Here is a 26810-nt window from a genome sequence, read left to right as displayed (position 1 = left end):
ATTTCTATTCGGGTTTTTTGTTTTTTAATTTTTGATTGTATCTTTTGGTGTTACTACAGGTAATTCAGTTGTAGGCACGATTTCTGCAGTTTTAGGTAAGTTTTCCATTCCTTCTTCATATTCCGTTTCTTCCAAATCTTCTGTTTTTTTACCTAAACCAATAATAGGATTATCTTGAGTTCCGGTGACTTTTATAGGAATTCCGATTATTCCTAAGGGAGGCAAACCGATTCGCATTTTTAAATTAATTTTTCCGTCAAAACTGGTTTCACCTTCAATTCTTGGTCTAAAACCCGCAACTTTGAACTTAAAACGTTCAATTTTAATCAAATTATTCTTCACTGTTGTTTTAATGTCAATTTTGGAAATATCAGGATCTTTCAAGGCATCCGTTTCGGTTTTTTGACTCACTACATTAAATAATTTAAACCCTTTCATTTTTACGTTTTTTACCGAAAGGGTTCCTCCTCCGATTAATGAAGGAAAAACAGGTGTCATATTTCCATCCAATTTACCGGCAATTTTATAATCTATCGAAACTATACCTTCTGCGTATTCAGCCGCTGAAGCCATTTCGCGAAATAGAGCAATTTCATTATAAGCACGTTTGATATCAAAATCGGTTGCCTTAATTTTATAATCAAAATCGGCTCTGGTTGGTGTTTCATGAAAATAAACGGCATCCATCTTCATTTTGGTGCCTATTAATGAAAAAACCGTGTTTTGCAAAGCCAGCTTTCCTTGGTTTACATTCACTTTACCGGACAAATTTTCAATATTCAAATCATCAAAATTGATTTTTTTGACATTTGCTTGTAAATTAAAATTAAATTTAGATGGAATTACGACCACGCCATTTTGGATTGTACTGTCTTTTTCCTCCTTTGTTTCGTTGGCAAAAGCCATAAACTCATTTACTTGAATAAACTCAGAATCAACGAAAAAAATACCTTTTAAAATTTCATTTTCGGAAAGAGCAAAATTGATGACATTTTCCATGTAACCATTCATTTTAAAGTCTGATTGCCCATAGGAAGCTACAAAATTTGTAAAATTCATTTGATCTTGATTGAACAAAAAAAGACCTTCCTTGATCACAAAAGGTTTGGTTAAAAATTCCGAATAAATTTTAATTTCTTTCAGTTCTAAGTTTCCTTTGTTGTTTAAATTGGCGTATTTTCCAGATGTAGCATCACTTTGTCTGCCTTGAAAAGCTAGATCCATTTTAGCAAAACCGGTTACATCGGTTCCTCTTTGTGAAAAAACATTATATATTCTTTCAATATTTAATTCTCCTTTCGCTTTTATATCATAGGTGATATCCTCAAAATTTTTAAGGGAAGCATACAAATCAAATGGTTTGCCTTCGAATTCTAATTTTGCCGGAGAAATTAGTAAAGATAAATCATTAAGTTCTCCGTTTGAATTTGAGACAACAGCTTTAAAATTAATATTTTTGATGGCATTCGGATAATAAACAGATTGAACAAATCCATTCTTTAGTTCTAAATTACCTTTTGTTATAGGAAATTGTTTTTGTTGTTTATTGTAATTGCCTTTTGAAACAATGTCAGCCGAAAAACTTCCCTTTAAATCCATATTTTCTATACCGAGAGCTTGATCTAATTTAGCTAAATCTAATTTTGATCGGACTCTGGCATCAATTTGAGGTTTGGATAGACCATTAACCTTTATGTTGCCATTAAAAAAATCTTTCCCGACATCAAAATAAATAGAGTCAATTTTTAAAACCAACTTTTCAGTATCTAAAGAAGGGAGTTTGGTGTCGAAATTCAAAAAAATATTTGTTGCCGGTAGAGGTGCTTTATTATAAGAGATAAATCCATCTCTTATCTTCATATTAAAATGAACATCTGGTTTAATGTTTTCTTGAGCTATGTATTTTCCTTTCAAAGAAAAAAGTAAATCTGTCTTTCCTTTGATAGTTGTTTTAGTCAACCAAGTGATGAATTGAGGTGGCAAGGCAGTAAAAAAATCATTGAGTTGACTATTCTTTGATTTCACATTAAAATCTAAATTGTAACCATTTTTCAAGAAATCAAACTTACCCTTAAATTCAACAGGCAGTTTATTAATCATCAAATTATTTTCCTCAAAAATTAACTCAAGCGAATTAGTGTTAATTTTTGTAATTAGTTCGGCATTAACTTTTTTATTGATTAAGTAATCTTGTTTGTCAAAAGAGAAATAAAACCCTTCAATTTGTGCTTTCGTTTTTAAATCAAAAATTGATTCGTGTAGATCTCCTTTCCCTAAATAATTAAAATCTTTAGCTTTTATTACTATTTTGGTAGATTTGTCATCGTATAATAACCGCATCTTTTTGATATCAATTCGATCCAGTTTAATGGATGCAGAGGCAGATTCAGAATTAACCTCTTTACTATCAGAAACATACACATTATAATTTGGCTTTCCTTTTGTATTTACTTTTACATTGATAAATCCCTCTGAAACAAAAATCTTATCAATTTTTATCTTTTCATCAAAAAAAATTGATTTTACATTAATACCAAATGCAATTTCTTTGGCCGAAATTAATGTGTCTTTTTCGAAAGGCACAGATCCTTTTAACAAAAACTCATCTAACGTTAAGGTTAAAGAAGGAAAATGAGTAAAAAAGGAAAGGTTGGTTTCTTTAAAACTTATCTCACCATTCAGTTTTTCATTTGCAAATGATTTTATTTTATTGGTAATGGTTTCAGGGAAAAGTATGGGCAACAAAAATAGCAAAAACACTAAAATGGCTAAAGTGATTCCTGTGATTTTTAAAACTTTAAAAACTATTTCTTTTTTGTAATTTTTCATACAACGAAATTATAGCTTTCCGAGTGAATTTACAATAGTCTATTTAACAACAAAAAACCCAGTTAAATAACTGGGTTTAATGGCATTGTAACATATTTAACTAACTCTAAATATTAATTTTTGATTAATTTCATAGTTTTTTCATTTCCATATTCATTAACAGCTTTTACAAAGTAGATTCCATTGTTCAAGTCGCTAACATCAAATGCGTAATCAGAACTAAATGTATTGTTGAAAGATTTTACTAATTGACCAGTAAGAGAGTAAATCTCAACTTTTGTTGTGGCAACCGAAATAGTAAACGCACCGGATGTAGGATTTGGTGCCAATACAACATTTGAAATCATTTCAAAATTATTGGTTGACAAAGTAGATGGTTGATTTCCATATACTCTAAATTCTCCGGGTTGTAGATTAATAGCAGTCGTTGTATTGTTGACAGTTATTGGTGTATCATTCATCAAATTATACCAAGTTCCCGTATAAGGAAAATCTGGCGTAATGTTTTGTGCTGCAACAGAAAAATTGGCCAAAATGACTACATTTTTCAATTGTGAAGTTGGCAAAGAATTATCAAAAACATAAATTCGTTGACGAATGTTGCTTCCATTTGGACTTATAGCATATTCCCCATTAAAAACGGGTTCATTAATTTTAAGCTTAATCATTCTGGCCCAATCTTCAAAGATTGCTGTTCTCCTAGGATCTGAAAGCCAATTTTCGGACCATTGTACTTGAGGCTTAGTGTCTAATTTACAATCCCCGGGAGGGTTGGCTCCTTCATCATTTACTGTACCATTTGAACAAGTAAAAATGGATTGATTATTCCCTAATTCACCAAAATGCCATATCATTTTTGGTCCGGGAACCAAAATACTCGTAGCTCCTATAGCTCCCATACGAGCTAATGCATTGGTTAAATTGCCATTTACTGGAGCAGAACCTCCTCCATTACCATAGGTTATGGCTTCATACATCATACGGTCTTTGTCATGACTTTCAGGATACCCGATTAATCTTTTCCCTGCAAATCCTCTACTAACATGCCCCATTCGGGTAATATTTTGACTAGCAAAACCCATAGCAAGTTCTTTGTATTGAGTATACATTTCTCCCCACATCAAAATCCCTTTACCTTCACCTAATTTGTAATTTGCCCATTGTTGTTCTTCGTTATCTGAACCTAGATGTTCGAAAATTACAATATGATTTGGATCTAAACTCCAAGAATAATCAGCATAATCTTTTAAAACTTGAACTCTATCGGCTTGATAACCATTGGTACAACCATCATCACCACCTGTACAATTTTGAGTAAAGCCTTTTGTTAAATCCCAACGGAAACCATCAATTTTATATTCTTCAATCCATTGTTTAACAACTCTTCTGGTGTAATACTGTGTTAGAGCAGATTGATGATTAAAATCTTCACCAACGCTGTAACTGTGTCGGGCTGTTGTATTATAATAAGGGTTATCCGAAGATGGAGGTCCCCATCCGTCTCCCTCAGGGTCATTCATCCACATTCTTACTCCTGGATTTCTTCCAAAAGAATGGTTTAGAGCTACATCAAGGATAACTGCAATTCCATTTTGGTGACAAACATCTATTAATTCTTTAAACTTATCCGGAGTTCCATAAAACTTGTCCAGAGCGAGATGAAAAGAAGTGTTATAACCCCAACTTTCATTACCTTCAAACTCCATGACTGGCATTAATTGAATAGCATTGACACCAAGATCTCTGAAATAATCTATTTTATTAATCAAATCTTGATAATTTCTATTGGCGTCAAAATCTCTCACTAAAACTTCATAAACTACTAAATTATCTTTACTCGGTTTAACAAAGTTTAAAGTTGCATTACTCCAATTATAAGGAGTCTGACCGGTTTGAAGTACCGTTACTTCACGTTCCTGACCTGCTGGATAAGTTGGTAGGTTTGGATACGAAGAAGACGGAATCCAAGGATCATCAAATGGTGACAAGACCAAAGTTGAATACATATCAGCTGTTTTCACTAAAACTGGTGAATTAGCAACAGGAGTTTGATCCACCACCCAATATTGGTAGGTATAAATTTCACCCGGAGTTAAATTGGTTAATTCCAACCAAAAAATATTTGTCGAAGGATCTTTTTTCATTGCATAAGAACCATCGGGTTGATAGTCATTAAAACTACCGGCAACATAAACAAAGTCTTTACCGGGAGCATTTAATTTTAAAGTTGCTTTTGTCGGGTCGGATGGGTTGTAATTTATTCCATCTTCTAATCCTGAAGGTATTGCTTGTGATAATGTTCCGGGATTTACAATCGCACTAAATCTTCTAGTAATAGTTGACGAACCTAACGTAACTTGCAATTCATAGGTTTGATTTGAAGTGATATTTGTGTGATTGAATGCATAATTAGACGTAGAAGCATTTGAATTAATTGTTACACCATTAGCTTTTAACACATAACTTGCATTACCACCTGTGTTGGTGGCATTAACTGAAATATTTCCTCCTGAGTTAATAATTGTTGAACTATTATTAACCGGTGAAGATAAATTAACTTGAAATGTTCCAACATTAAAAATAAAATCGCCACAAGAAGGTGGTAATTTTAAGGTTTGTGAACCATTTGCATTTCTGAACACCATCCCCAACTTAGTTGCGTTCGCTTGTTGGGTAGCGTTGATACCAAAATAAATACTTGGTGTTAATGTAATAGACCAGGTTCCATTTCCATTATTGGTCATTAAACCAATACTATCATCTTGACCCCAATTTCCAATTACAGAAAAACCAAATGCATTTACATCGTCACCAATACCAGCATGCATGTATACTTTAGGAGGATTGGTTCCTAATTGGTTACAAGCTTGAGCAGCAGTTGAAACTGTAATAGTAATTTGATCATCAACATTAAAGGTTGCCGGTGAAATGGTAACTTGAGCAAAAGAAAATGTTGAGATTAAGGTTAATAAAAAAGTAAAAAAATAATTTCTTTTCATAGTAGTAATTTTTAATGATAAAAAAGGGCTGTAGGAATACAGCCCTTTTTTTATAACTATAACCTCTATTGAGCGGTTAAAGTATATGTATATTCTCTTGGGTTAGATAAATCTAGTTCAACCAAATAATCCCCTGCAGCATCTACTGAAAGATTTGAACCATCATAGGTCATCTCTGCTGGATCTCCACCTAAATTGATTGTCCAAGCATTGTTCGCTCTAAATTTAAACTCGCCGGCAGTCATTGTAACAACTCCTTCCCATTTCTTAGAAGTAGCATTGTAAGTTAAAGCAGTACTATTATCCCAACCACCTGGAGTAGCCGCTCCAACAATACCCCAAACTGTTGGAGTTGTGGAATAAAGCAAGGTTGTAGTATTAGCTTGTACCCTGTAATATCCTGCAGTAGCTGTGCAATCAGTTTCACCAGTTTCTACTAAAACTCCAGAGAAAGAACCATCATCACCCCAGTCAGTATTACCCCAGTTAAAATTACCAGAACCATCGGGTCCAACAAATTTATAACCGCCATCTAACCAAACAAATCCCTCATAGTCAGTTTCTCCGAAACCAGAGGAAGCTAATCGGGGTGCAGTTGGAGGGTTCCATCCTTGGTGGTTACCAGGAACAGCAATTTTTGGAAGGTCAGTGCTGTACGTTTTTAATAAAACTGTAACTACGTTAGAGTAAACAGGTTGAGCATCTAATGTACCAGTTGTTGCCTTAATTCTAATATCTAAACCTTCTTCCTCAAATGGAGTTAATCCAGCTGCTCCAGCTGCTGCGTTTAATTCAAGAACACTCCAAGTAATATTAGTATTTGAAGTACTTCCTGCTAAAATAAATGTTTCAAACTCTGTTCCTGTTTTAGCAATTTCAACATCATAAGTAATCGCAGTAGGATTATCATAATCTGCAGCAGCCCATGTCACTGTTAAAGCTGGATTATTTTGTAAACCTGGAGTTAATTCTATCGGAGCAGAACCTGCTTGCGGAGTTAGAATTTGAAAACTAGCAGGAGGAGTTAATATCATTAAGTCTTGTTCATCTTCACAAGACCATAATCCTGAAAACAGGACAGTTGCCAAAAGTAATTTAAAAGTATTTTTCATTTTTTTATAAAATTTATGTTTTTTAAAGATTTTAATAACCAGGATTTTGAGTCAAATTTGGGTTTGAATCTAATGAAGCTTGAGGTATTGGATAAACTTTTAAATTATTTGAAATTGCAATACCATTACTACCATTTCCTTTCCATGCCCAATTATATGCTCCCCCCGTATATTTGTTAAAACGAATTAAATCTTGTCTTCTGTGACCCTCCCAATGTAATTCTCTTGATCTTTCATCAATAATAAAGTCAAGATCCATATCATTTTGAGAAATATTTGCTGACTGACTACCATTATTTGCACGTTCTCTTATCGCATTTACATAAGTAACCGCTTGCGACAATGTTGCATTTCCTGCACCACGAACAGCACATTCTGCATACATTAAATATACGTCTGCTAAACGAAACATTGGGAAATCAGTATCAACAAATGTAGTACTAATACCAGCTACGCCTGAAGATGATATATTTGAATACTTAGCAAGAATAAATCCTTGATCTCTATTTGCTACATCGGAAATTTCAATATCTCGTATACCAGAAATAATTGTATTTCTAACATCATTATCATAATCAGCTCCTTCAAATTTTTGAACAAATTGTTTTCTTAAACGAAGAGCTCCTCCCCATCCGCCAACACCAAACTGATTTCCATTACTTTCTAAAGAACCTACTTGACCATTAATCATAACGGTGGTTGGACCAAAATTTTGAGTAACCACACCATCAGATTGAACATAAAAAATCGCTTCAGGAGAAGTATTATTATCAGCATTAAAATTGTTCAAATAGTTTAAAGCTAGTGAATAACCTGAATTGATGATGGCATTACATTGATCTGCACATTCTGAATATTTATTAACTCCAATATAAACTTCTGCATTTAAGTACAATTTAGCTAAAATCATTCTGGCAAATGACTGATCTAACCTTCCTTCTTGATTTGATCTTGGAGCTTTTAAATTTGGTAAAATTTCAGTTAATTCAGTCTCAATAAAATCAAATAGTTGTGCTCTGTTGTATTCTGGACCAGCAAAGCCAACAGGATCATTTTCTGTATTAAAAGCTGCTTTTCCAAACAAATCCATCAAATGGTAGTAAGCTAAAGCTCTTAAAGCTCTTGCTTCGTTGCGATAATCAGCTACTTCAGATAATGTTGTAGCATCAGTAATTCCTCTAGAGCTCAGTCTTTCTGTAGTAGATTGTCGTAAGAACTCATTTGCAAGAGCCACTTGAAACATTCCTCTACTAAACATTCCTCTAATAATTGGATTTGATGCATTCCAAATATTACGTTGAATTTCTCTTGTTCCCGGGTCATTTTCATAACTCCAAATTACCTCGTCCGTTGAGAGATTTTGCATATACCAAAACACACGACCATATTGACTCGTTCCCGCATCGATACCTCCAATATTGGATGAACCTGCACCTAGTGTACCTGTCAAAGACAGATTTCCATAAACCCCTGCGATAGCCTGTTTATATGCTCCTTCCTGAGAATAAAACTCATCAATAGACAATTGATTTGGATCTTCAGGAATTACATCTAAATCATCTTCACAAGATTGCATTAAAAATGCAATACTGAGTAAAAAAAAGATTTTAATTTTAATTTTTTTCATAGTTTTTATTTTAGAATTTTACATTAGCCCCAAATAGGAATTGTCTTTGTCTTGGGTAAATTGTATTGTCAAATCCTCCGGTTACCTCAGGATCTAAACCTCCATATTTAGAAATTACAAATGCATTTTGAACACCCGTAAATAATCTCAAAGAAGCTTTTCCATCTAACCATTCTGGAAATGTATACCCAATTGTGGCAAAATCCATTCTCAAGAAAGATGCATTTTCAACATACATATCTGAAAGAACATTTTCACCATTTTGATTTTGAAAATTAGTATTCAATACATTAGGTGAAATATTTTCTAATACTCCATTTTGAATCAATGCATAATACGAACGTGTCGATTCAACTCCATTTAAAACTCTATTACCAATACTTGCTCTTAAATTAAATGAAAAATCAAAATTTTTGTAATTTAAGCTAGAAGTAAAACCTAAAAGTAAATCAGGATCAGGATTTTTATATATATATCTATCATCTCCATTTATGATTCCATCACCATTTAAGTCTGCAAAAGCTCCTTCTATTGCTTGTCCGTTTGGATCATATAATTGTTTGTAAACATAGAAGGAAAATGGTGTAAATCCTTCTTGTAGTATTTGTGATGTTCCACCGGTACCGGCACCTGATTGACCTGTAAATAAAGGAGAACCTAAGGCAATTTTTTCAATTCTTCTTTCAAATTTGGTAGCATTAAAGCCTAAATTCCAATTGAAGTTTTCAGTTTTCACAACATCATAATTGATAGAAAACTCAATACCTTTTGAACTCATATCTCCTACGTTTTGAGGCCCTTGATTTGAAAAATTACTTCCGTCAGCAAATGGTCCAATCTGAAATAAATCATTAGACAACTTATAGAATAAATCTAACGAACCATTAATTCTATTATCTGCAAAACCATAATCTAAACCAATATTGTAAGTAGCTGTTTCTTCCCATTTTAATGGTCCAAATGCACTAGGAACACCCACATTAATAGGCTCACCGCCAATGATATATTGTGAATTTGCATCACCTAAATTATAAATTTGTTGATAAAAAGACGCTTGATCAATATCTTGTTGTCCTGTTATACCCCATCCAGCTCTTAACTTCAAATCAGAAATTAATGATGAATCTTTGAAAAAATCTTCTTTTATTTTCCATCCTAAAGCAACAGACGGGAAATTACCCCAACGATTATCAGGACCAAAACGAGAAGTACCATCTCTTCTGTATGTCAACGTCAATAAATATTTATCCGCCAAATTAAAATTTGCTCTTCCAAAATATCCAATCAACACTACATCCGTATCAACATAAGCCCTTTGTATTTGTGTCGGATCAGCAGCATCAAAACCAGCTAAACCTTCATTTTCAAATTTTTGATAAGAATAACCTGCTGTTCCTTCAAAATTTAATTTACCAAATTGTTTATTGTAAACTAAGTAAAAATCTAAAAGTTTATTAGTTCTAAGATTCTCTTCACTAAATCTAGTTCCTTGAGAAATATTATTGTTAAGGAACCCCGATCTAGCATTAGCACTTCTAAATCTACTTCTTTCACCATCATTTCTATCATAACCCAAATTTACAACTGCTCTCAACTCAGGTAAAAAATGAAACTTGTAATCCATTTCAAAGTTTCCAAAAAATCTGTTGTTTAAACCTCTATCAAATGTTTGCAACAATTGGGCAACGGGATTTGCTGTTGAAGGATTTAAGTAAACTGTTTGATTCTGATTATTAATAGTATAATACTCAAAAAAACCTCCTGAAGGAGAATTTGGATCATATATTGGTTGTGTTGGGTCAAAACGGATTGCTGAACCTTCAACGCCATCAGCAAAACGATTACGCTGGTTAGTATAATTTGCTGAAATTCTAAACTTCAAATGATCTTTAAATAAACTTGGAGACAAATTCAATGATACTGAATTTCTAGTAAATGCATTCGTTAATCGTAGTCCTTCTTGGTAGGTGTTTCCAACAGATAATCTTGTTGGTATAGCACCAAATAAATTCCCTTTAATAGATAAATTATTATCTACAAAATCAGTTCTTCTATAAATTGCTTTTTGCCAATCTGTATTTGCAGTTCCTAACAAGGCCACTTGTTGAGGCGTCCCTATACCCGGTGTAATTTGATTTCCTTCATCATCAAATGTTCCGGCCACCAAAGCTCTAAATTCATTGCCTGAAAAAACATCTATCTCACCTACCCTATTACCGGTTCCATATTGAAAATTATATTCAACTTGAAGTGTTTTAGAACCACGTTTTGTGTTAATTATAATTACACCATTTGATGCTCGTGAACCATAAATCGCAGTTGCAGATGCATCTTTTAGAATAGAAAATGACTCAATATCATTTGGATTTATTGAAGATAAAACAGAAGTAGCTCCAGCAGCCCCATCATTATCAATGGGTAAACCATCAATAATAATCAATGGGTCATTAGATGCCAAAAGTGAAGAACCTCCACGAATTCTAATTTCAGAACCAGATCCAGGTGCACCACTTGTATTAATAGTAACACCTGCAACCTTACCATTTAGTAGGTTTTCAGCAGTTACATTGGCACCTTTGTTAAAATCTTTTGAAGACACTTGAGTTACAGATCCTGTCGCATCTTTCTTTTTGACAGTTCCATAACCAACCAAGACGACTTCGTCTAATTTTGCTGTTTCTTCTTCTAAAGAAACATTAATTGTTTTTTGTGAAGCATAAGGGATATCTTGTGTAGTAAAACCTACATAAGAGAACTCAATTACCTCTCCATTAGTCACATTTGACAGTTCATATTTACCATCAAAATCGGTTGTAGTACCTTTAGAGGTACCTTTAATAATTACATTTACTCCCGGCAGGGGTTGTCCAGACGCTTTGTCGGAAACAACACCACTTACAGTGCTCTGAGCCAGCACACTAAGTGGTAGTAGTAGCAATAAAAATAACAACTTTTTAGAAATTGTTTTCATACAGTTTGTTTAGGTTAAAAATTGTGTTTTTTGCTTGTATTTTTGACTTCGAATGTTAAATTTAAGTAAAATATTTAACTTTTTGAATAAACATTTGTTAAACAGCTCCCGAAAACGTTTTCGTGTTGAAAACTTTTGGAATAATCACTATTTTTAGGCTAAAAATTCCGATTCTAAAAAATAAAAATTATCTTTATTCGCAAATCGTTAATTATTCCAAAAAACATGAAAAGAAAAGTTACATTAAAGCAAATTGCTAAAGAATTAGATGTTTCCATTTCTACCGTTTCAAAATCGCTAAAAGACAGTGCGGAAATCAGTGAAGATACCCGACAAAAAGTACAAGCTTTTGCCAAATTATATAACTACAAACCCAACAATATAGCCTTAAGTTTAAAAAATAAAAAAACAAAAACCATCGGAATTATAATTCCAGAAATTGTTCACCATTTTTTTGCCACTGTAATAAGCGGAGTAGAAAATGTTGCAAACGAGCATGGCTACAACGTAATAGTCTGTTTGTCAGACGTATCCTTTGACAAAGAAGTCATTAACATGGAAATGTTAGCCAATGGAAGTATTGATGGGTTTATCATGTCATTATCTAAGGAGACCCAATTAAAGAAGGATTTTCACCATATCACTGAGGTTATTAATCAAGGAATGCCGGTAGTAATGTTTGATCGTGTGACCAACGATATACATTGTGATAAGGTAATTATTGATGATAATTTAGCTGCTTTCCAAGCTGTTCAGACCTTAATCGATAAAGGAATGAAAAAAATTGCTCTTATTACAACCGTAGATTATGTTAGTGTAGGTAAATTAAGAACTGATGGTTATCTAAAAGCACTAAAAACAAATGATATCAAAGTTGATGACCAAATCATTTTAAAAATAGAAGATATAGACAATTGTGAAGGTTTAATTGAAAACTTAATTCAACATCATAAAATTGATGCTGTTTTTGCAGTGAACGAACTTTTTGCTGTAACAGCCATCAAATCTGCTTTAAAAATGGGGTTGAAAATTCCGGAAGATATTTCCGTTGTTGGATTTACAGACGGAATCATTTCAAAATATTCATCTCCAAGCATCACCACCGTGAGCCAAAATGGTATAAAAATGGGTGGTAAAGCCGCCAAAATGTTGATTGACCGATTGGAAAGCGAAGATGAAGATGACGAACATTACAGAACGGAAATTATTGAAACACACTTGGTAGAAAGAGAATCTACGCCAACGTTGTAGTAGCTGTAAACCATTGATTTCATTGACTTTAAAATTGTGAACACCAAAAAAATACTTTCAAAATATTTTTAAAAAAATAATTTCGCTTAAAAAAAAAACTATATTTGTATCAATTATCAAAGCTTGTATTTTTACTTCGAACAAAAGTTTTGATAAGCCATAAACCGCTTATCGTATTATTAATCAACTAATTACGATAATGGAAAAGCGTAAGTTAAGTTTCTGGGAAATTTGGAACATGAGTTTCGGTTTCTTGGGAATACAAATGGGTTTTGCCCTTCAAAATGCCAACGCAAGCAGAATTCTACAAAAATTTGGTGCCGATGTTCACGAACTTTCTTGGTTTTGGATTATTGCTCCTTTAACCGGTTTAATTGTCCAGCCCATAATAGGACATTACAGTGACAATACTTGGAGTAAATTCGGGAGAAGAAAACCTTTTTTCTTGTTAGGAGCAGTTCTAGCCTCTGTTGGATTAATTCTTATGCCTCAATCGGAAATTTTTATTGCTTTTCTTCCTGCATTATGGGTTGGAGCCGGAATGCTGATGATTATGGATGTTTCTTTTAACATTGCAATGGAACCTTTTAGAGCATTAGTAGGTGATAACCTTAGAACCGACCAGCGAACGCTTGGTTTCAGTATTCAAACAGCTTTAATTGGTATGGGTGCTGTAGTAGGTTCTGTTTTACCCTCTTTCTTAGAATGGTTGGGGATGACAGGCGAAACCGAGTCAGGCATTCCAAATTATTTAATTTGGTCTTTTGTGATTGGAGCCATTATTTTAATCATTACCATTTTAGTTACGGTAGTTACCACTAAGGAATACTCCCCTGATGAACTAACTCAATTTTCTGATGAAAAGGCTCATCAAGAAGCCTTGGGTGACGAAAAACCTGCTCGATTGTTGGATATTTTTGAAGACTTTGCTAAAATGCCAACGACCATGAGACAACTAAGCATGGTTCAATTCTTTTCCTGGTTCGGCCTTTTTGGAATGTGGGTTTTCACCACACCTGCTATCGCTCAACACATTTATGGCTTAGCCTCAGATGATGTTAAAAATCCATTATTTGATGAAGCCGGAAACTGGGTAGGTACATTATTTGGAGTGTACAATTTTGTATCCATGATTTTTGCTTTTACGCTTCCCTACATTGCTAAGCAAATTGGCAGGAAAAAAACTCACGCTATTTCATTAATCATTGGAGGAATTGGATTGATTTCCATGTATTTGATGCCTAACAAAGAGTCCTTAATATTTTCAATGATTTGTGTAGGTGTAGCTTGGGCTAGTATTTTAGCAATGCCCTATGCTATTCTTGCCGGGTCTATTCACCCAAAAAAAATGGGCGTATATATGGGAATATTCAATTTCTTTATCGTAATACCACAGATTATTAATGCCCTCATTGGAGGATTACTGGTTAAATATTTATATAATGATCATGCCATTTTTGCTTTAGTAACCAGCGGTGTCAGTTTCTTAATTGCCGCAGCTTTAGTTTATAAAGTAAAAGATGTGGATGATATAGTACAAAACTAATGAATCAAAAATGTTTCATATTTGACCTCGATGGCGTAATCGTTGACACAGCCAAATATCACTATTTAGCGTGGCAAAAGATTGCTCACCAATTGGGTATCGAATTTACACCCGAACACAATGAAGAACTCAAAGGGGTGAGTCGTGTTCGATCACTCGACCTTATTCTTGCTTTAGGTAATATGGAAGCTTCGCAAGAAGACAAAAACAAATGGCTCGTTCAAAAAAACGAAGACTATCTTTCCTATTTAGTGAATATGGACGAAAGTGAAATCCTGCCCGGCGTTTTACCTGTTCTTACTTATTTAAAAGAAAATAAACAAAAAATCGTTTTAGGTTCTGCCAGTAAAAACGCTAAACCTATTTTAGAAAAAGCAAAAATTATCGATTATTTTGATGCCATAGTGGATGGAAACGATGTGTCAAATGCCAAACCGGATCCTGAAGTTTTTATTCAAGGAGCCAAAAAAGTGAATTTCCCAAACGAGAGATGCATCGTTTTTGAAGATTCCGTTGCCGGGATTCAGGCTGCCAACATTGCCGGAATGATAAGTGTCGGAATTGGAGAAGAAACCATTTTACACGAAGCTCAATTCGTCTTCCCCGATTTTACGCATATCGATTTAAATTTTATACAAAACCTAATACATAAATAGTAAAATTTTAATTTTTCGAGTTATAAAAACTTGAAACGTTAAACTTGAAACATTTAAACTAAATTTAATGAACCAAGATTATATCATACCAGATAACTGGTCGATTATTGAAGAAGGATTTGAGCAAGACCTGGTTAAGTCTTCCGAAAGTTTGTTCAGCATTGGAAACGGTGCGATGGGACAACGTGCAAATTTTGAAGAATATTACTCAGGTAAAACCTTCCAAGGAAGTTATATCGCCGGAATATATTATCCCGATAAAACTAAAGTGGGTTGGTGGAAAAACGGTTATCCCGAGTATTTTGCCAAAGTGTTGAATGCTCCTAACTGGATTGGGATTAATATTGAAGTCAATGGGGAAAACCTAGATTTGGCTAAATGTAAGGCAGTGAAAAATTTCCGTAGAGAATTGAATATGAAAGAAGGTTGGTACCATCGTTCTTTCATCGCAACACTTCAAAACGGAACGGATATTGAAGTACAAGTACGTCGTTTTCTTTCGTTGGATTTGGATGAAGTGGGTGTAATCAATTATCAAGTTACTGCTTTAAATCAGGGTGCTAAGATTGTTTTTAAACCATATCTCGATGCTGGTGTTCACAACGAAGACGCCAACTGGGAAGAGAAATTTTGGGAACCAATAAGTGTTAGAAATAATTCAAACGAAGCTTTTGTTACTGCAAGAACGTTCAAAACACATTTTACAGCAACCACATTCATGCATAATTCTATTTTGATGGATGGGAAAAATGTAAATGCTTCTCCTTCTGACATACTTTCTTCACATGATAAAATTGAATTTTCGTATGAAGTTTCACTTGCCAAAAACCAATCGGCTACCATTCAAAAAATGGGTGGTTATACCGTTTCTATGAACCATGAAAATACGGAAGAGGCTTCCAAAAAAGTAATTTCTACTGCCGTTTCAATTGGTTATGACGAATTGTTGGCCAATCAAATTGAAGCTTGGGCAAAGATTTGGGAAATGAGTGACATTACCATTGATGGAGATGTGAAAGCTCAACAAGGTATTCGTTTTAATATTTTTCAATTGAATCAAACCTATTTAGGTAAAGATTCTCGTTTAAATATTGGCCCGAAAGGCTTTACCGGAGAAAAATATGGCGGTTCTACTTATTGGGATACCGAAGCCTATTGCATCCCTTTTTATATGGCAACTAAAGACCAACAAGTCGCTCGAAATTTATTGACCTATCGTTACAATCAATTGGACAAAGCCATTGAAAATGCCGGAAAACTAGGTTTCAAAAACGGTGCGGCTTTGTACCCGATGGTAACTATGAACGGCGAAGAATGTCACAACGAGTGGGAAATTACGTTTGAAGAAATTCACCGCAACGGTGCGATTGCTTTTGCTATATACAATTATTACCGTTTTACCGGTGATTACAGCTATATTCCCGAAAAAGGTTTAGAAGTTTTAATCGGAATTGCTCGTTTTTGGCACCAAAGAGCAACTTATTCTACTTACAGAAATCAATATGTGATTTTGGGTGTTACGGGTCCAAATGAATATGAAAACAATGTCAATAATAATTTCTATACCAACTATATCGCCAAATGGTGTATTGATTATACGGTAGAACAAATCAATAAAATTGAAAAAGAATATTCGTCTGATTATACTCGAATTCTCAATAAAGTAAAACTTTCTACAACTGAAATTAATCATTGGAAAGAAGTAGCGGACAATATGTATTTTCCTTATTCTGAAGAACATGGCGTATATTTGCAACAAGATGGCTTTTTGGATAAAGAATTAGTAAAAGTACATGATCTAGATAAGAGTCAACGCCCAATCAATCAAAAATGGTCGTGGGATAGAATTTTACGTTCACCTTACATCAAACAAGCAGATACGTTACAAGGCTTTTACTTTTTTGAAGATCATTTCAGCAAAGAACAATTGGAAAAACATTTCGATTTTTATGAGCCGTTTACTGTTCATGAAAGTTCGCTTTCACCTTGTGTTCACTCCATTCAAGCTGCTGTTTTAGGACGAATGGAACAAGCATATACTTTTTATTTGCGTACATCCCGTTTGGATTTAGATGATTACAACAAAGAAGTCCACGAAGGTTTACACATTACTTCAATGGCCGGAACATGGATGAGCATTGTAGAGGGATTTGGTGGCATGCGTGTAAAAAATAACACTTTGCACTTTGAACCAAAAATCCCCGCACAATGGAAGGGTTATTCCTTTAAAATTAACTTTAGAAACCAAATTTTGAAAGTTTCAGTTCATGCAAATGAAACCAAATTTTCTTTAGAAGGCGAAAAACCAATTACCGTTTTTGTCAACGGAAAAGAGGTTTTGGTGGAACCGGATAGTTTGGTTACGGTATAACAATTTCTCGCAAAGACGCTAAGTCGCAAAGGTTTGCTTAGCGTCTCTGCGACTTTGCGAGATAAAACAATCTATTATGAAAAAAATTTCATTGCTACTGTTTTGTCTCGCATTTTCATTTCTAAACGCTCAAGTCAATCGCATTGAACCACCCAACTGGTGGACTGGATTGAAAAATGAAAACCTGCAATTGCTTGTGCATCATCCCAATATAGGTAAGACTACACCCAAAATATCCTATGAAGGTGTTACTATTGAAAAAGTGCATCAAGCAAAAAGTCCCAACTATTTGTTTATCGATTTAAAAATTGATGAATCCACAAAACCAGGAAAATTCAATATCATTTTTGAATCGGAGAAAGGCAAAAAAATAACACAATCTTACGAATTAAAACCGAAATCTAAAGCTTCTGAAGACTTCATCGGATTCAACAGCTCTGATGCCATCTACCTTATCACTCCGGATCGTTTTGCCAACGGAAATGAAGCCAACGATGTGGTGAAAACCATGAATGAAACCGAATTGGACAGAACACACGACTATAAACGTCACGGTGGCGACATTCAAGGTATTATCAATCGTATTGATTACATTAAAAACTTAGGATTCACCGCCATTTGGCCCACTCCTGTTTTGACTAATGATATGAAAAGTGGTTCGTATCACGGCTATGCCATGACCGATTTTTATCAAGTTGACCCACGATTTGGGACTTTAGCGGATTATAAAAATCTTGCCGGAAAATTACAACAAAACGGGATGAAACTCATCATGGATCAGGTAGCCAATCATTGTGGTAGTGAACATTGGTGGATGAAAGATTTGCCTTTTGCCGATTGGGTAAATTACCAAGAATTATATGAAAAAGAAAAAAAATACGTCACTTCCAATCACCGCAGAACCAGTAATCAAGACTTATACGCTTCTGAGAAAGACAAAAAAGAAATGGCTGAAGGCTGGTTCGTTCCTACCATGCCCGATTTGAATCAACGCAATCCATTTTTGGCAAAATACATCATTCAAAATAGCATTTGGTGGATTGAAACCCTTCAATTGGGAGGAATTCGTCAAGACACCTATCCTTATCCTGATAAAGTGTTTATGAGTAATTGGGCCGGAGCAATCATGAAAGAATATCCCAATTTTAACATCGTAGGTGAAGAATGGAGTACCAATCCGCTTTTGATTGGCTATTGGCAACAAGGAGCCAAAAATAAAGACGGCTACCAATCCAACTTGCGTTCTACGATGGATTTTGCCATGCAAACCTTGATTCCACAAGCGATTAAAGAAAAAGAAAGCTGGGATAAAGGTTTAGCCAAACTATACGACGGTTTAGCCAATGATTTTCATTATACTTCTCCAAAAGACATCATGATTTTCCCTGACAATCACGACATGGACCGTATTTTTACACAAATGGAGGAAAATGTTGAAAACACCAAAATGGCTTTGGCAACCTATTTGGTTCTACCCAGAATTCCACAATTCTATTACGGAACAGAAATATTAATGCAAAACACCGCTAAACCAGGCGATCACGGCTTAATCCGAACCGATTTTCCCGGCGGATGGAAAGGTGATAAAGTAAATGCTTTTACCGGAGAAGGCCTCACAGCTGACCAAAAAGATGTACAAGATTTTTTAACGAAGATATTGAATTATCGCAAAAACAGTAAAGCCATTCATGACGGAAAAACCATGCATTTTGCTCCGAATAACGGAGTTTATACTTTGTTTAGAATGTTGAATGATGAAGTTGTGGTCTTCTTTTTAAACAAAAATGAATCGACAAAAGTAGATTTATCCATTTATAACGAATTAAATTTAAAAGGTAAAAAATTTAAAAATATCCTCACCGGAGAAGAATTTATTTGGGATAACGAATTGATTTTAAACCAAAAAGGTGCTTATCTTTTTACCACAAAAATGAATTAACGAATGAAAAAAATAATCTTTCTTTTATTCCTAACTACTCTTGGCTATTCCCAAAACACTAATAGGGAATACTTTACTCATTCTTGGAAGGGTTACAGATTAGAATTAAAAACAACAGACGGAACCTATTTTATCCAGTTTTTCAATGATAAAATAGCCGAAACTTCATTCGTGCCCAATGGAGAAAAGTTTAATTCGCAATCGCATGCCGTGGTGCTTAAAACGAATAACCATCCTTTTAAAATTGAGGAAAATGCCGATTTTATAGAAATGAAAACCAATGAATTGGGCATAAAAATAATAAAGTCGCCATTTCAAATTATCTATTCTCACCAAGACAAAACTATTCTTTCCGAAAAATTAGGGTACTTCAAACGCAAACACGAACCGCTTGAAAAAGTGAAAGGAAATATCGTTTATGATTCTACTGAAGTGATTCAATTCAATATTAATTCCACAGAAAAACTCTACGGTGGCGGGGCAAGAGTGTTGGGAATGAATCGTCGCGGCAACCGATTGGCATTATATAACCGAGCCGATTATGGTTATGAAACCCGTTCAGAATTGATGAATTTTACGATTCCAATTGTGATTTCATCCCAAAAATACATGGTTCATTTTGACAATGCTCCCATTGGTTATTTGGATTTGGATAGCAAAAAAGAAAATGTTTTAGAGTACGAAACCATTTCCGGTCGCAAAACCTATCAAGTGATTGTGGGCAATACGTGGGAAGATTTAATTCACAATTATACCGAATTAACCGGTAAACAACCGTTGCCTCCACGTTGGGCTTTGGGTAATTTCTCCTCTCGTTTTGGTTATCATTCCGAAACGGAAGCTCGTAAAACCATTCAAAAATTCAAAGAGGAAAACATTCCGGTAGATGCTATTATTTTAGATTTGTATTGGTTTGGAAAAGAAGTTCAAGGCACGATGGGAAATTTGGAAGTGTATCGCGATAGTTTTCCCACTTTTGAAAAAATGGTGGATGATTTTAATAAAATGGGAATCAAAACCATTCCGATAACGGAACCATTTATTTTGACCACTTCTAAAAAATGGCAAGAAGCAGTGGATAAAAAAATCTTAGCTACCGACTCTATAGGAAATCCTTTTACGTATGATTTTTATTTTGGAAATACCGGTATCATCGACATTTTTAGAATAGATGGTAAAAAATGGTTTTGGAACATTTATAAAGAATTAGCCAACAAAGGTGTTGGTGGTGTTTGGGGCGATTTGGGTGAACCCGAAGTGTTTCCGGCCGCTGCTCGAACTTTTGGCGGAACAGCCGACGAAGTGCACAACATTTACGGGCATAATTGGGCTAAATTGGTTTTTGAAGGCTATCAGAATAATTTCCCAACTCAAAGACCTTTTATTTTAATGCGTTCCGGATATTCGGGTTCGCAGCGTTACGGAATGATTCCGTGGAGTGGTGATGTGAACCGAACGTGGGGCGGACTTTCCGGTCAAGTGGAAATTTCTCTGCAAATGGGTTTGCAAGGTTTGGCTTACATGCATTCCGATTTAGGTGGATTTGCCGGTGCAAATTTAGATGACGAATTGTATGTGCGTTGGTTGCAATACGGCGTTTTCAATCCAATCTTTCGTCCGCATGCCCAATCCGATGTGGCTTCAGAACCGATTTTTAGAAGTGATTGGGCGAAAAACTTAGCTAAAAAAGCGATTGAATTGCGTTATTCAATGCTTCCCTACAATTATAGTTTGGCGTATGAAAATTCGCAAACCGGTATTCCGTTAATGCGACCCTTGTTTTTTGAAGAACCGGATAATGAAGCTTTATTGACCAAAGCAGATGGGTATTTATGGGGGAAAGATTTTCTAGTTTTTCCGATAATGGAAGCTAATCAGACAACCAAAGAAATTTATTTTCCTAAAAACAGTAATTGGACGGATATTTATTCCACAAAAAAATACAATGGTGGTTCGACTGAAAAAATAAATGTTGCTACCGCTCACATTCCAACGTTTGTGCGAAATGGTGTTTTGATTCCATATACAAAAGTGGTGCAAACCACTCAAAATTATGAACATTCTAATTTGGATTTGCATCTTTATTTTGATGAAAAAGTAACGTCAAGTGAACGCCAATTCTATTTTGATGAAGGAGATAATTCTAAAGAAAATAATCCTGAGTTGCTAACTTGCGAAACGGAAATCGAAAAAAAATCACTCTTCATTTCAATGGAAAGTAATTTATTTCCTTCCAAGGGAAAAAAAGGTATGATTCATATTTTTTTGTTATCTAAAAAACCGAAATCTGTGCTGATCGATGGGATAAAAGTTAAGTTTCAATATGATAAAATAGCTAAAAAACTAACTTTTGACTATGTTATGACGTCTAACAAATCCAATATTAAAATAAAATTATAATGAAAAAAATATTGTTCACCCTAATCCTAACTACTATGTTTCTAGGATGTTCACCCAAAAAAGAAATCGTACAAACTGAAACCCCTTTTGTTTGGGAAGGAGCCAATTTATATTTTTTATTAATTGACCGATTCAACAATGGCAATCCGGATAACGACAAGATTATTCCAAGAGACAAAGAAACCGGAGTGCTTCGTAATTTCATGGGAGGCGACATCAAAGGCATAACCCAAAAAATTGACGAAGGGTATTTTACTGATTTGGGTATTAATGCCATTTGGATGACACCGGTTGTGGAACAAATTCACGGTTCTGTGGATGAAGGAACCGGAAACTCGTTCGGTTTTCACGGGTATTGGACCAAAGATTGGACAAACATCGATCCGAGTTATGGCACAAAAGAGGATTTAAAAGAATTGGTTGAAAAAGCTCACGCCAAAGGCATCCGAATTGTGTTGGATGCGGTGATTAATCACACCGGACCGGTTACCGAATTAGATCCTGTTTGGCCGGAAAGTTGGGTGCGAACCGGACCAAAATGTTCGTATGATACGTATCGCAACTTTATTGATTGTACGTTGGTAGAAAACCTTCCTGACGTTAAAACCGAAAGCAATGAAAACGTAGAATTGCCGCCTGCTTTAGTTGAAAAATGGAAAAAAGAAGGCCGTTATGAGCAAGAAGTAGCCGAATTGGATGAATTTTTCAAACGTACCGGTTACCCTAGAGCACCGAAATATTACATCATGAAATGGTTGGCAGACTACATCACCGATTTTGGCATTGACGGGTATCGCGTAGATACCGTGAAACACACTACCGAAGATGTGTGGGCCGATTTTGGAAAAGTGTGTAAAGATGCTTTTGCTCAATTCAAAAAAGACCATCCGGATAAAGTGTTGGATGACAATGAATTTTTTATGGTTGGCGAAGTATATGGGTACGGTATTAGCGGTAAGCAGCTTTATAATTTTGGCGACAAAAAAGTAAACTACTTTGAAAATGGATTTATTTCACTCATCAATTTCGATTTTAAAGGGGATGCGAATAAGCCGTATGAAGAACTTTTCAATAATTATGCTTCTATTTTACATTCTGATTTAAAAGGATTGAGCGTCATGAACTATGTTTCATCCCACGATGATGGTTGGCCATTTGACAAAAAGAGAGAAAAAGTCTTCGATGCCGGCACCAAATTATTGTTAACTCCCGGAATTTCGCAAGTGTATTATGGTGATGAAACCGCTCGTTCTTTAGAGATTGAAGGAGCACAAGGCGATGCTACTTTACGTTCGTTTATGAATTGGGAAGACCTCAAAACCAATGCAAACACGAAAAACGTATTGACGCATTTCCAAAAAATTGGACAATTTAGAAAGAATCATCCGGCGGTTGGAGCTGGAACGCATAAAGAAATTTCAAAAGCACCGTTTTATACATTCAGCAGAACCTTTACCAAAGGTGATTTTACCGATAAAGTTGTAATTGGTTTGGAATTACCATTTGGTAAAAAAGAAATCAATGTGGCAGGAGTTTTTGAAGATGGAATGGAAATTCACGATGCTTTTTCGGGAATTTCAACTACTGTAAAAGATGGAAAAGTTTTGATTGATAGTCAGATGGGGATAGTTTTGTTGGAGAGGAAATAAATTCAAAAATACTTTTACTTAATCAAAAGCGTTTATAATCAAACAGATTGTAAACGCTTTTGTTCTTTTTATTCCGAATCAAAAATCAATCACTAAATTCAGTCCGCTCCGCAAAGTGTTCAGAACAAATATCCTATGAAAAGCTCCGCACCCGAGCGAAGCGAACAGATGAAGTAAATGTCTCACGACTTTGCGGAATTTAAAAAAGCAAAAATAAAATAAGAAATGTCAGAAACTTTATTATTTTTATTTAAAATTTACACGCCGTGAAAGAAGGATATGTTATCAGAGACCAAAACTTGCCTCACTTTTTAACCGCTACAATTGTTGACTGGATAGATGTTTTTTCCAGAAAATCATATCGAGATTGTATAGTTGAATGTTTCGATTATTGCATAAAAAATAAAGGGATGATTCTATACAGTTATGTGATTATGACAAATCATGTTCATATGATTGTGCAGTCAAAAGATGGAAAACTGTCAGATTTAATTCGTGATTTTAAAAAATTTACAGCCAAAACAATTTTAGAAAAAATTCAAAATGAACCGGAAAGTAGAAGAGAATGGATGTTAGAACGTTTTCAATTGGCAACAAAGAGTCATGGCAGAAATAAAAATTTTCAATTTTGGCAATTAAGTAATCATGCAGAAGAAATCTACTCATAAAAATTTATGTGGTCAAAAATAAACTATATCCATTTAAATCCTGTTCGAGCAGGAATAGTTGAAAAAGCTGCTGATTACATTTATTCAAGTGCGTCAAATTATGTAAATAACAAAGGAATTGTGAATGTGGAGTTAGTAGAGATTTCTTTGAGAAGTAATTTGAATAGTAATGATATATTGAAACACAATAATTATGAATAATATATTTTCCGCAAAGTCGGGAGACATTTGCCTTTACTTTGGATTTGATAAAAAAAGTTTAAATTTATTCAAAGGAAAGTAGAGGTGAACTTAAGACGTTTGTAGTTAAAAACTATGCTCCGCATTAGTCCTCTGCCTTCTCCTTGAATCCGTTGAATTGCTTCAAATAGAATGATAGATTTTAAGATCTAATAAAGGCTCTAAAGAAGTTCAACATTTTTGTTTATCCTAAATTCAAAGTTATGAAAAATTATTTATTTCATGTTGGTATTGATGTTTCTAAATCAAAATTGGACATAGTTATTCTAAACATCAATTCTTTAAATCAAACAGCACATTTTATTGTTGAAAACAACTCAAAAGGAATTAAATCAATAATAAATTATTTGCAAAAGAATGAAATTGATCCAACAACATCATTGTTTTGTTTTGAAAGTACAGGTGTTTATAGCTATCCATTAAGTTCCTTTTTTTTAGAGAATAAATTTGATTACTGGGTTGTTCCAGCTATAGAAATTAAGCGTTCAAAAGGGTTTTCAAGAGGTAAGAATGACAAAAATGACGCAAAAGATATTGCTTTATATAGTCTGCGTAATATTGATAAGTTGACTCTTTCCTCTGTTGCTGAAAAAGAAATTCAACAATTAAAATTGTTATTTAGTGAAAGGGAAAAACTAGTGAAAGCAATACTACTTTTTAAATCCTCCAGTGAAAACAAAGGATTTATACCTAAAGATATTTATAAAGAAATTGCATTAATAAATAGTAAAACAATCCAAAATCTAAAGAACTCTTTGAAAGCAATTGAGAAAAAAATGAAGTCAATTATCAATAAAAATGAAACCCTTTCAAAACAGTTTAATTTAGTAAAAAGTGTCCCGGGAATTGGAGAACAAACAGCTCTTTATTTTATAATTGCAACTAAAGGATTTAAATCTTTTAAAACATGGCGAAAATTTGCTTGTTATTCAGGGGTAGCTCCTTTTGAATATAGTTCAGGCTCAAGCGTGAGGGGGAAAACTAAAGTAAATCATTTGGCTGACAAAAAAATGAAATCATTACTTCAAATGTGTTCAATGACTTCATTAAAGTATGATCCTCAATTAAAAGAATATTATAACAAGAAGAAAGCTGAAGGAAAAAATTCAATGTTAGTTTTAAATAATATCAGATGTAAAATTATAAGTAGAGTTTTTGCTGTTGTAAACAGAGAAACGCCGTATATTAACACGTATAAATTTGCATCATAATTTAACAATTTTTACTTGCTTTTTATCATAGAATGCGGAGCGGGTGGGGTGAGGGAAATGATGATTCTGATGGTGATAAACCAATAGATAAAAAGACTTATAAAGGAAAACAAAAAATTGGTGATGAAACACCTAGATTAAATATTGACGGAAGTGTAAACTCTGGCGCTTATAATTGTCACTCTTTTACATTTCATAATTCTATGGGCGACCCATCTGACCCTGGAAATGCTGAACCATTAGCAGATGGATATCCAAAATGGGATAGTAGTCCTATGGATGACTTAGAAGGTTGGATTCCATTACCTTTTGATGCTCCAAATGAAGTAGGAGATAGATTAATATATTTTATGTGGGATGAGAAATCTCAAATGGTTAAAGAAACTCATTCTGCTGTTGTAAAGACTGTAGATAAAGAAGGAAATACTATAATAGTAACAAGCAAATGGGGATGGAACGCTTTGTACGACCATCATCCTAGAGATATTAGTAATAGTTACGGCACAACCACTGCTCCTACTTTTACAGCTCCAGATGGTAATACTTATTTTAGTAGAGTATATTTTAGAAAAAAATAATAAAATTAAATTAAAATGAATAAGATATTAGGAATAATAATGTTTTTGAATTTGTCATGTAGTTTTTCTCAAAATCAGTTTGACAGTATTCTTAGTGATTTAAGTAAAAGCTATATAAAAGATAATGACATAAAAGATTGTGTGATAAAGACAGAAGATTATAGCACTTTAAAAGTAGAGGAAGACACGAGACTATATAATAATGCTGTAAATGCATTTAGGAATTCCGAAATTGAAATAATTGAATATTTATTGAAATTTGAAAATGATTATACCCCTTCAACTTGGATTGAAACACCAAACCCGTGTTCGTCAAGTTATACTCGGTCACGTAATAAAGCCCAAGATGTTTTGGTTTTAATTGATAATTATTTAAGAGGGTGCAGAACACTTTCCAAAGATTCTACTTCTTTAAAACTTAACTATGATTTCATTAAGTCCTTTTACAAAGAAAATAAAGGATTGAATAAAAAGGAATTTCAAAAAAAGTATATTAAGCAAATGGGGTAATGTTCCAAAGTTAGTGATGAACAAAAAAGTTCAACTTAACCATTTTTAAATCAATATATAATCAAAAATTAATGCAAAAAGACGAACGATACTGTTCGTCTTTTTTACATTTGAAAATGCCTTAAATCGAATGTAATGAAGAAAAGTGACACCACGTGTTTCAAAATTAGTGATGAAGAAATTTTTTAAAAAGTAGACTACCAATACAACATCCGAGGTTGGTTAAAATCCATTAATGATGTCGATGATTTAC

At 34.1% G+C, this 26810-nt stretch carries 17 protein-coding genes; 12 read left to right on the top strand and 5 right to left on the bottom strand.

The features are described 5' to 3' along the window. Positions 1–24: 24 nt before the first annotated feature. The 5 genes from EQG68_RS01065 to EQG68_RS01045 form a co-directional block, all read right to left on the bottom strand. Entirely contained in the window at positions 25–2829 is a 2805-nt protein-coding gene (locus tag EQG68_RS01065; RefSeq protein ID WP_129462939.1) for an AsmA family protein, read from the bottom strand. A 113-nt stretch (positions 2830–2942) separates the two neighbouring features. Continuing rightward, complete coding sequence (locus EQG68_RS01060; protein ID WP_129462938.1) at positions 2943–5828, bottom strand: alpha-amylase family glycosyl hydrolase; 2886 nt, start codon at positions 5826–5828, stop codon at positions 2943–2945. A 65-nt stretch (positions 5829–5893) separates the two neighbouring features. Beyond that, on the bottom strand, positions 5894–6940 hold the full coding sequence (locus EQG68_RS01055; RefSeq protein ID WP_129462937.1) for a SusE domain-containing protein: 1047 nt from the start codon (positions 6938–6940) through the stop codon (positions 5894–5896). A 31-nt stretch (positions 6941–6971) separates the two neighbouring features. Next, positions 6972–8516 carry a RagB/SusD family nutrient uptake outer membrane protein gene (locus EQG68_RS01050; protein WP_246011594.1) on the bottom strand — a complete coding sequence of 515 codons (1545 nt, stop codon included), beginning with the start codon at positions 8514–8516 and terminating at the stop codon, positions 6972–6974. Between the two features lie 61 nt (positions 8517–8577). After that, on the bottom strand, positions 8578–11538 hold the full coding sequence (locus EQG68_RS01045; protein ID WP_129462935.1) for a SusC/RagA family TonB-linked outer membrane protein: 2961 nt from the start codon (positions 11536–11538) through the stop codon (positions 8578–8580). A gap of 225 nt (positions 11539–11763) precedes the next feature. Here EQG68_RS01045 and EQG68_RS01040 point away from each other — a divergent pair, with 225 nt between their 5' ends. From EQG68_RS01040 to EQG68_RS00990, 12 genes are all read left to right on the top strand, one after another. Further along, entirely contained in the window at positions 11764–12789 is a 1026-nt protein-coding gene (locus EQG68_RS01040; RefSeq protein WP_129462934.1) for a LacI family DNA-binding transcriptional regulator, read from the top strand. A 199-nt stretch (positions 12790–12988) separates the two neighbouring features. Next, entirely contained in the window at positions 12989–14335 is a 1347-nt protein-coding gene (locus tag EQG68_RS01035; RefSeq protein ID WP_129462933.1) for an MFS transporter, read from the top strand. Further along, positions 14335–14991 (top strand): beta-phosphoglucomutase, encoded by a 657-nt coding sequence (gene pgmB / locus EQG68_RS01030; protein ID WP_129462932.1) that lies wholly within the window; start codon positions 14335–14337, stop codon positions 14989–14991. The genes EQG68_RS01035 and pgmB overlap by 1 nt, the downstream gene beginning before the upstream one ends. Before the next feature lie 67 nt (positions 14992–15058). Beyond that, a complete protein-coding gene (locus EQG68_RS01025) occupies positions 15059–17362 on the top strand; it encodes a glycoside hydrolase family 65 protein (RefSeq protein WP_129462931.1) in 2304 nt (767 codons plus the stop codon). 76 nt (positions 17363–17438) lie between these two features. Then, positions 17439–19301 carry a glycoside hydrolase family 13 protein gene (locus tag EQG68_RS01020; RefSeq protein ID WP_129462930.1) on the top strand — a complete coding sequence of 621 codons (1863 nt, stop codon included), beginning with the start codon at positions 17439–17441 and terminating at the stop codon, positions 19299–19301. A gap of 3 nt (positions 19302–19304) precedes the next feature. Next, entirely contained in the window at positions 19305–21701 is a 2397-nt protein-coding gene (locus EQG68_RS01015) for a TIM-barrel domain-containing protein (protein WP_129462929.1), read from the top strand. Next, positions 21701–23350, top strand: a complete 1650-nt coding sequence (locus EQG68_RS01010; RefSeq protein WP_129462928.1) for an alpha-amylase family glycosyl hydrolase — start codon at positions 21701–21703, stop codon at positions 23348–23350. Before EQG68_RS01015 ends, EQG68_RS01010 begins: the two co-directional genes overlap by 1 nt. Before the next feature lie 266 nt (positions 23351–23616). Then, complete coding sequence (locus EQG68_RS01005; protein WP_317125506.1) at positions 23617–24018, top strand: transposase; 402 nt, start codon at positions 23617–23619, stop codon at positions 24016–24018. Positions 24019–24024: 6 nt separating this feature from the next. Then, positions 24025–24219 (top strand): hypothetical protein, encoded by a 195-nt coding sequence (locus tag EQG68_RS15330; protein WP_317125505.1) that lies wholly within the window; start codon positions 24025–24027, stop codon positions 24217–24219. A 242-nt stretch (positions 24220–24461) separates the two neighbouring features. After that, positions 24462–25469: an IS110 family transposase gene (locus EQG68_RS01000; protein WP_129462927.1), complete on the top strand. Its 1008-nt coding sequence runs from the start codon at positions 24462–24464 to the stop codon at positions 25467–25469. Positions 25470–25501: 32 nt separating this feature from the next. Continuing rightward, positions 25502–26047, top strand: a complete 546-nt coding sequence (locus EQG68_RS00995; protein WP_129462926.1) for a hypothetical protein — start codon at positions 25502–25504, stop codon at positions 26045–26047. A gap of 15 nt (positions 26048–26062) precedes the next feature. Next, on the top strand, positions 26063–26557 hold the full coding sequence (locus EQG68_RS00990; RefSeq protein ID WP_129462925.1) for a hypothetical protein: 495 nt from the start codon (positions 26063–26065) through the stop codon (positions 26555–26557). The last annotated feature ends 253 nt before the right edge of the window (positions 26558–26810 follow it).

The organism is Flavobacterium piscinae (assembly GCF_004122145.1).
Lineage (GTDB): Bacteria > Bacteroidota > Bacteroidia > Flavobacteriales > Flavobacteriaceae > Flavobacterium > Flavobacterium piscinae.
Note: the sequence above shows the minus strand (reverse complement) of the source record. Positions and strands in the feature narration are given on the sequence as shown.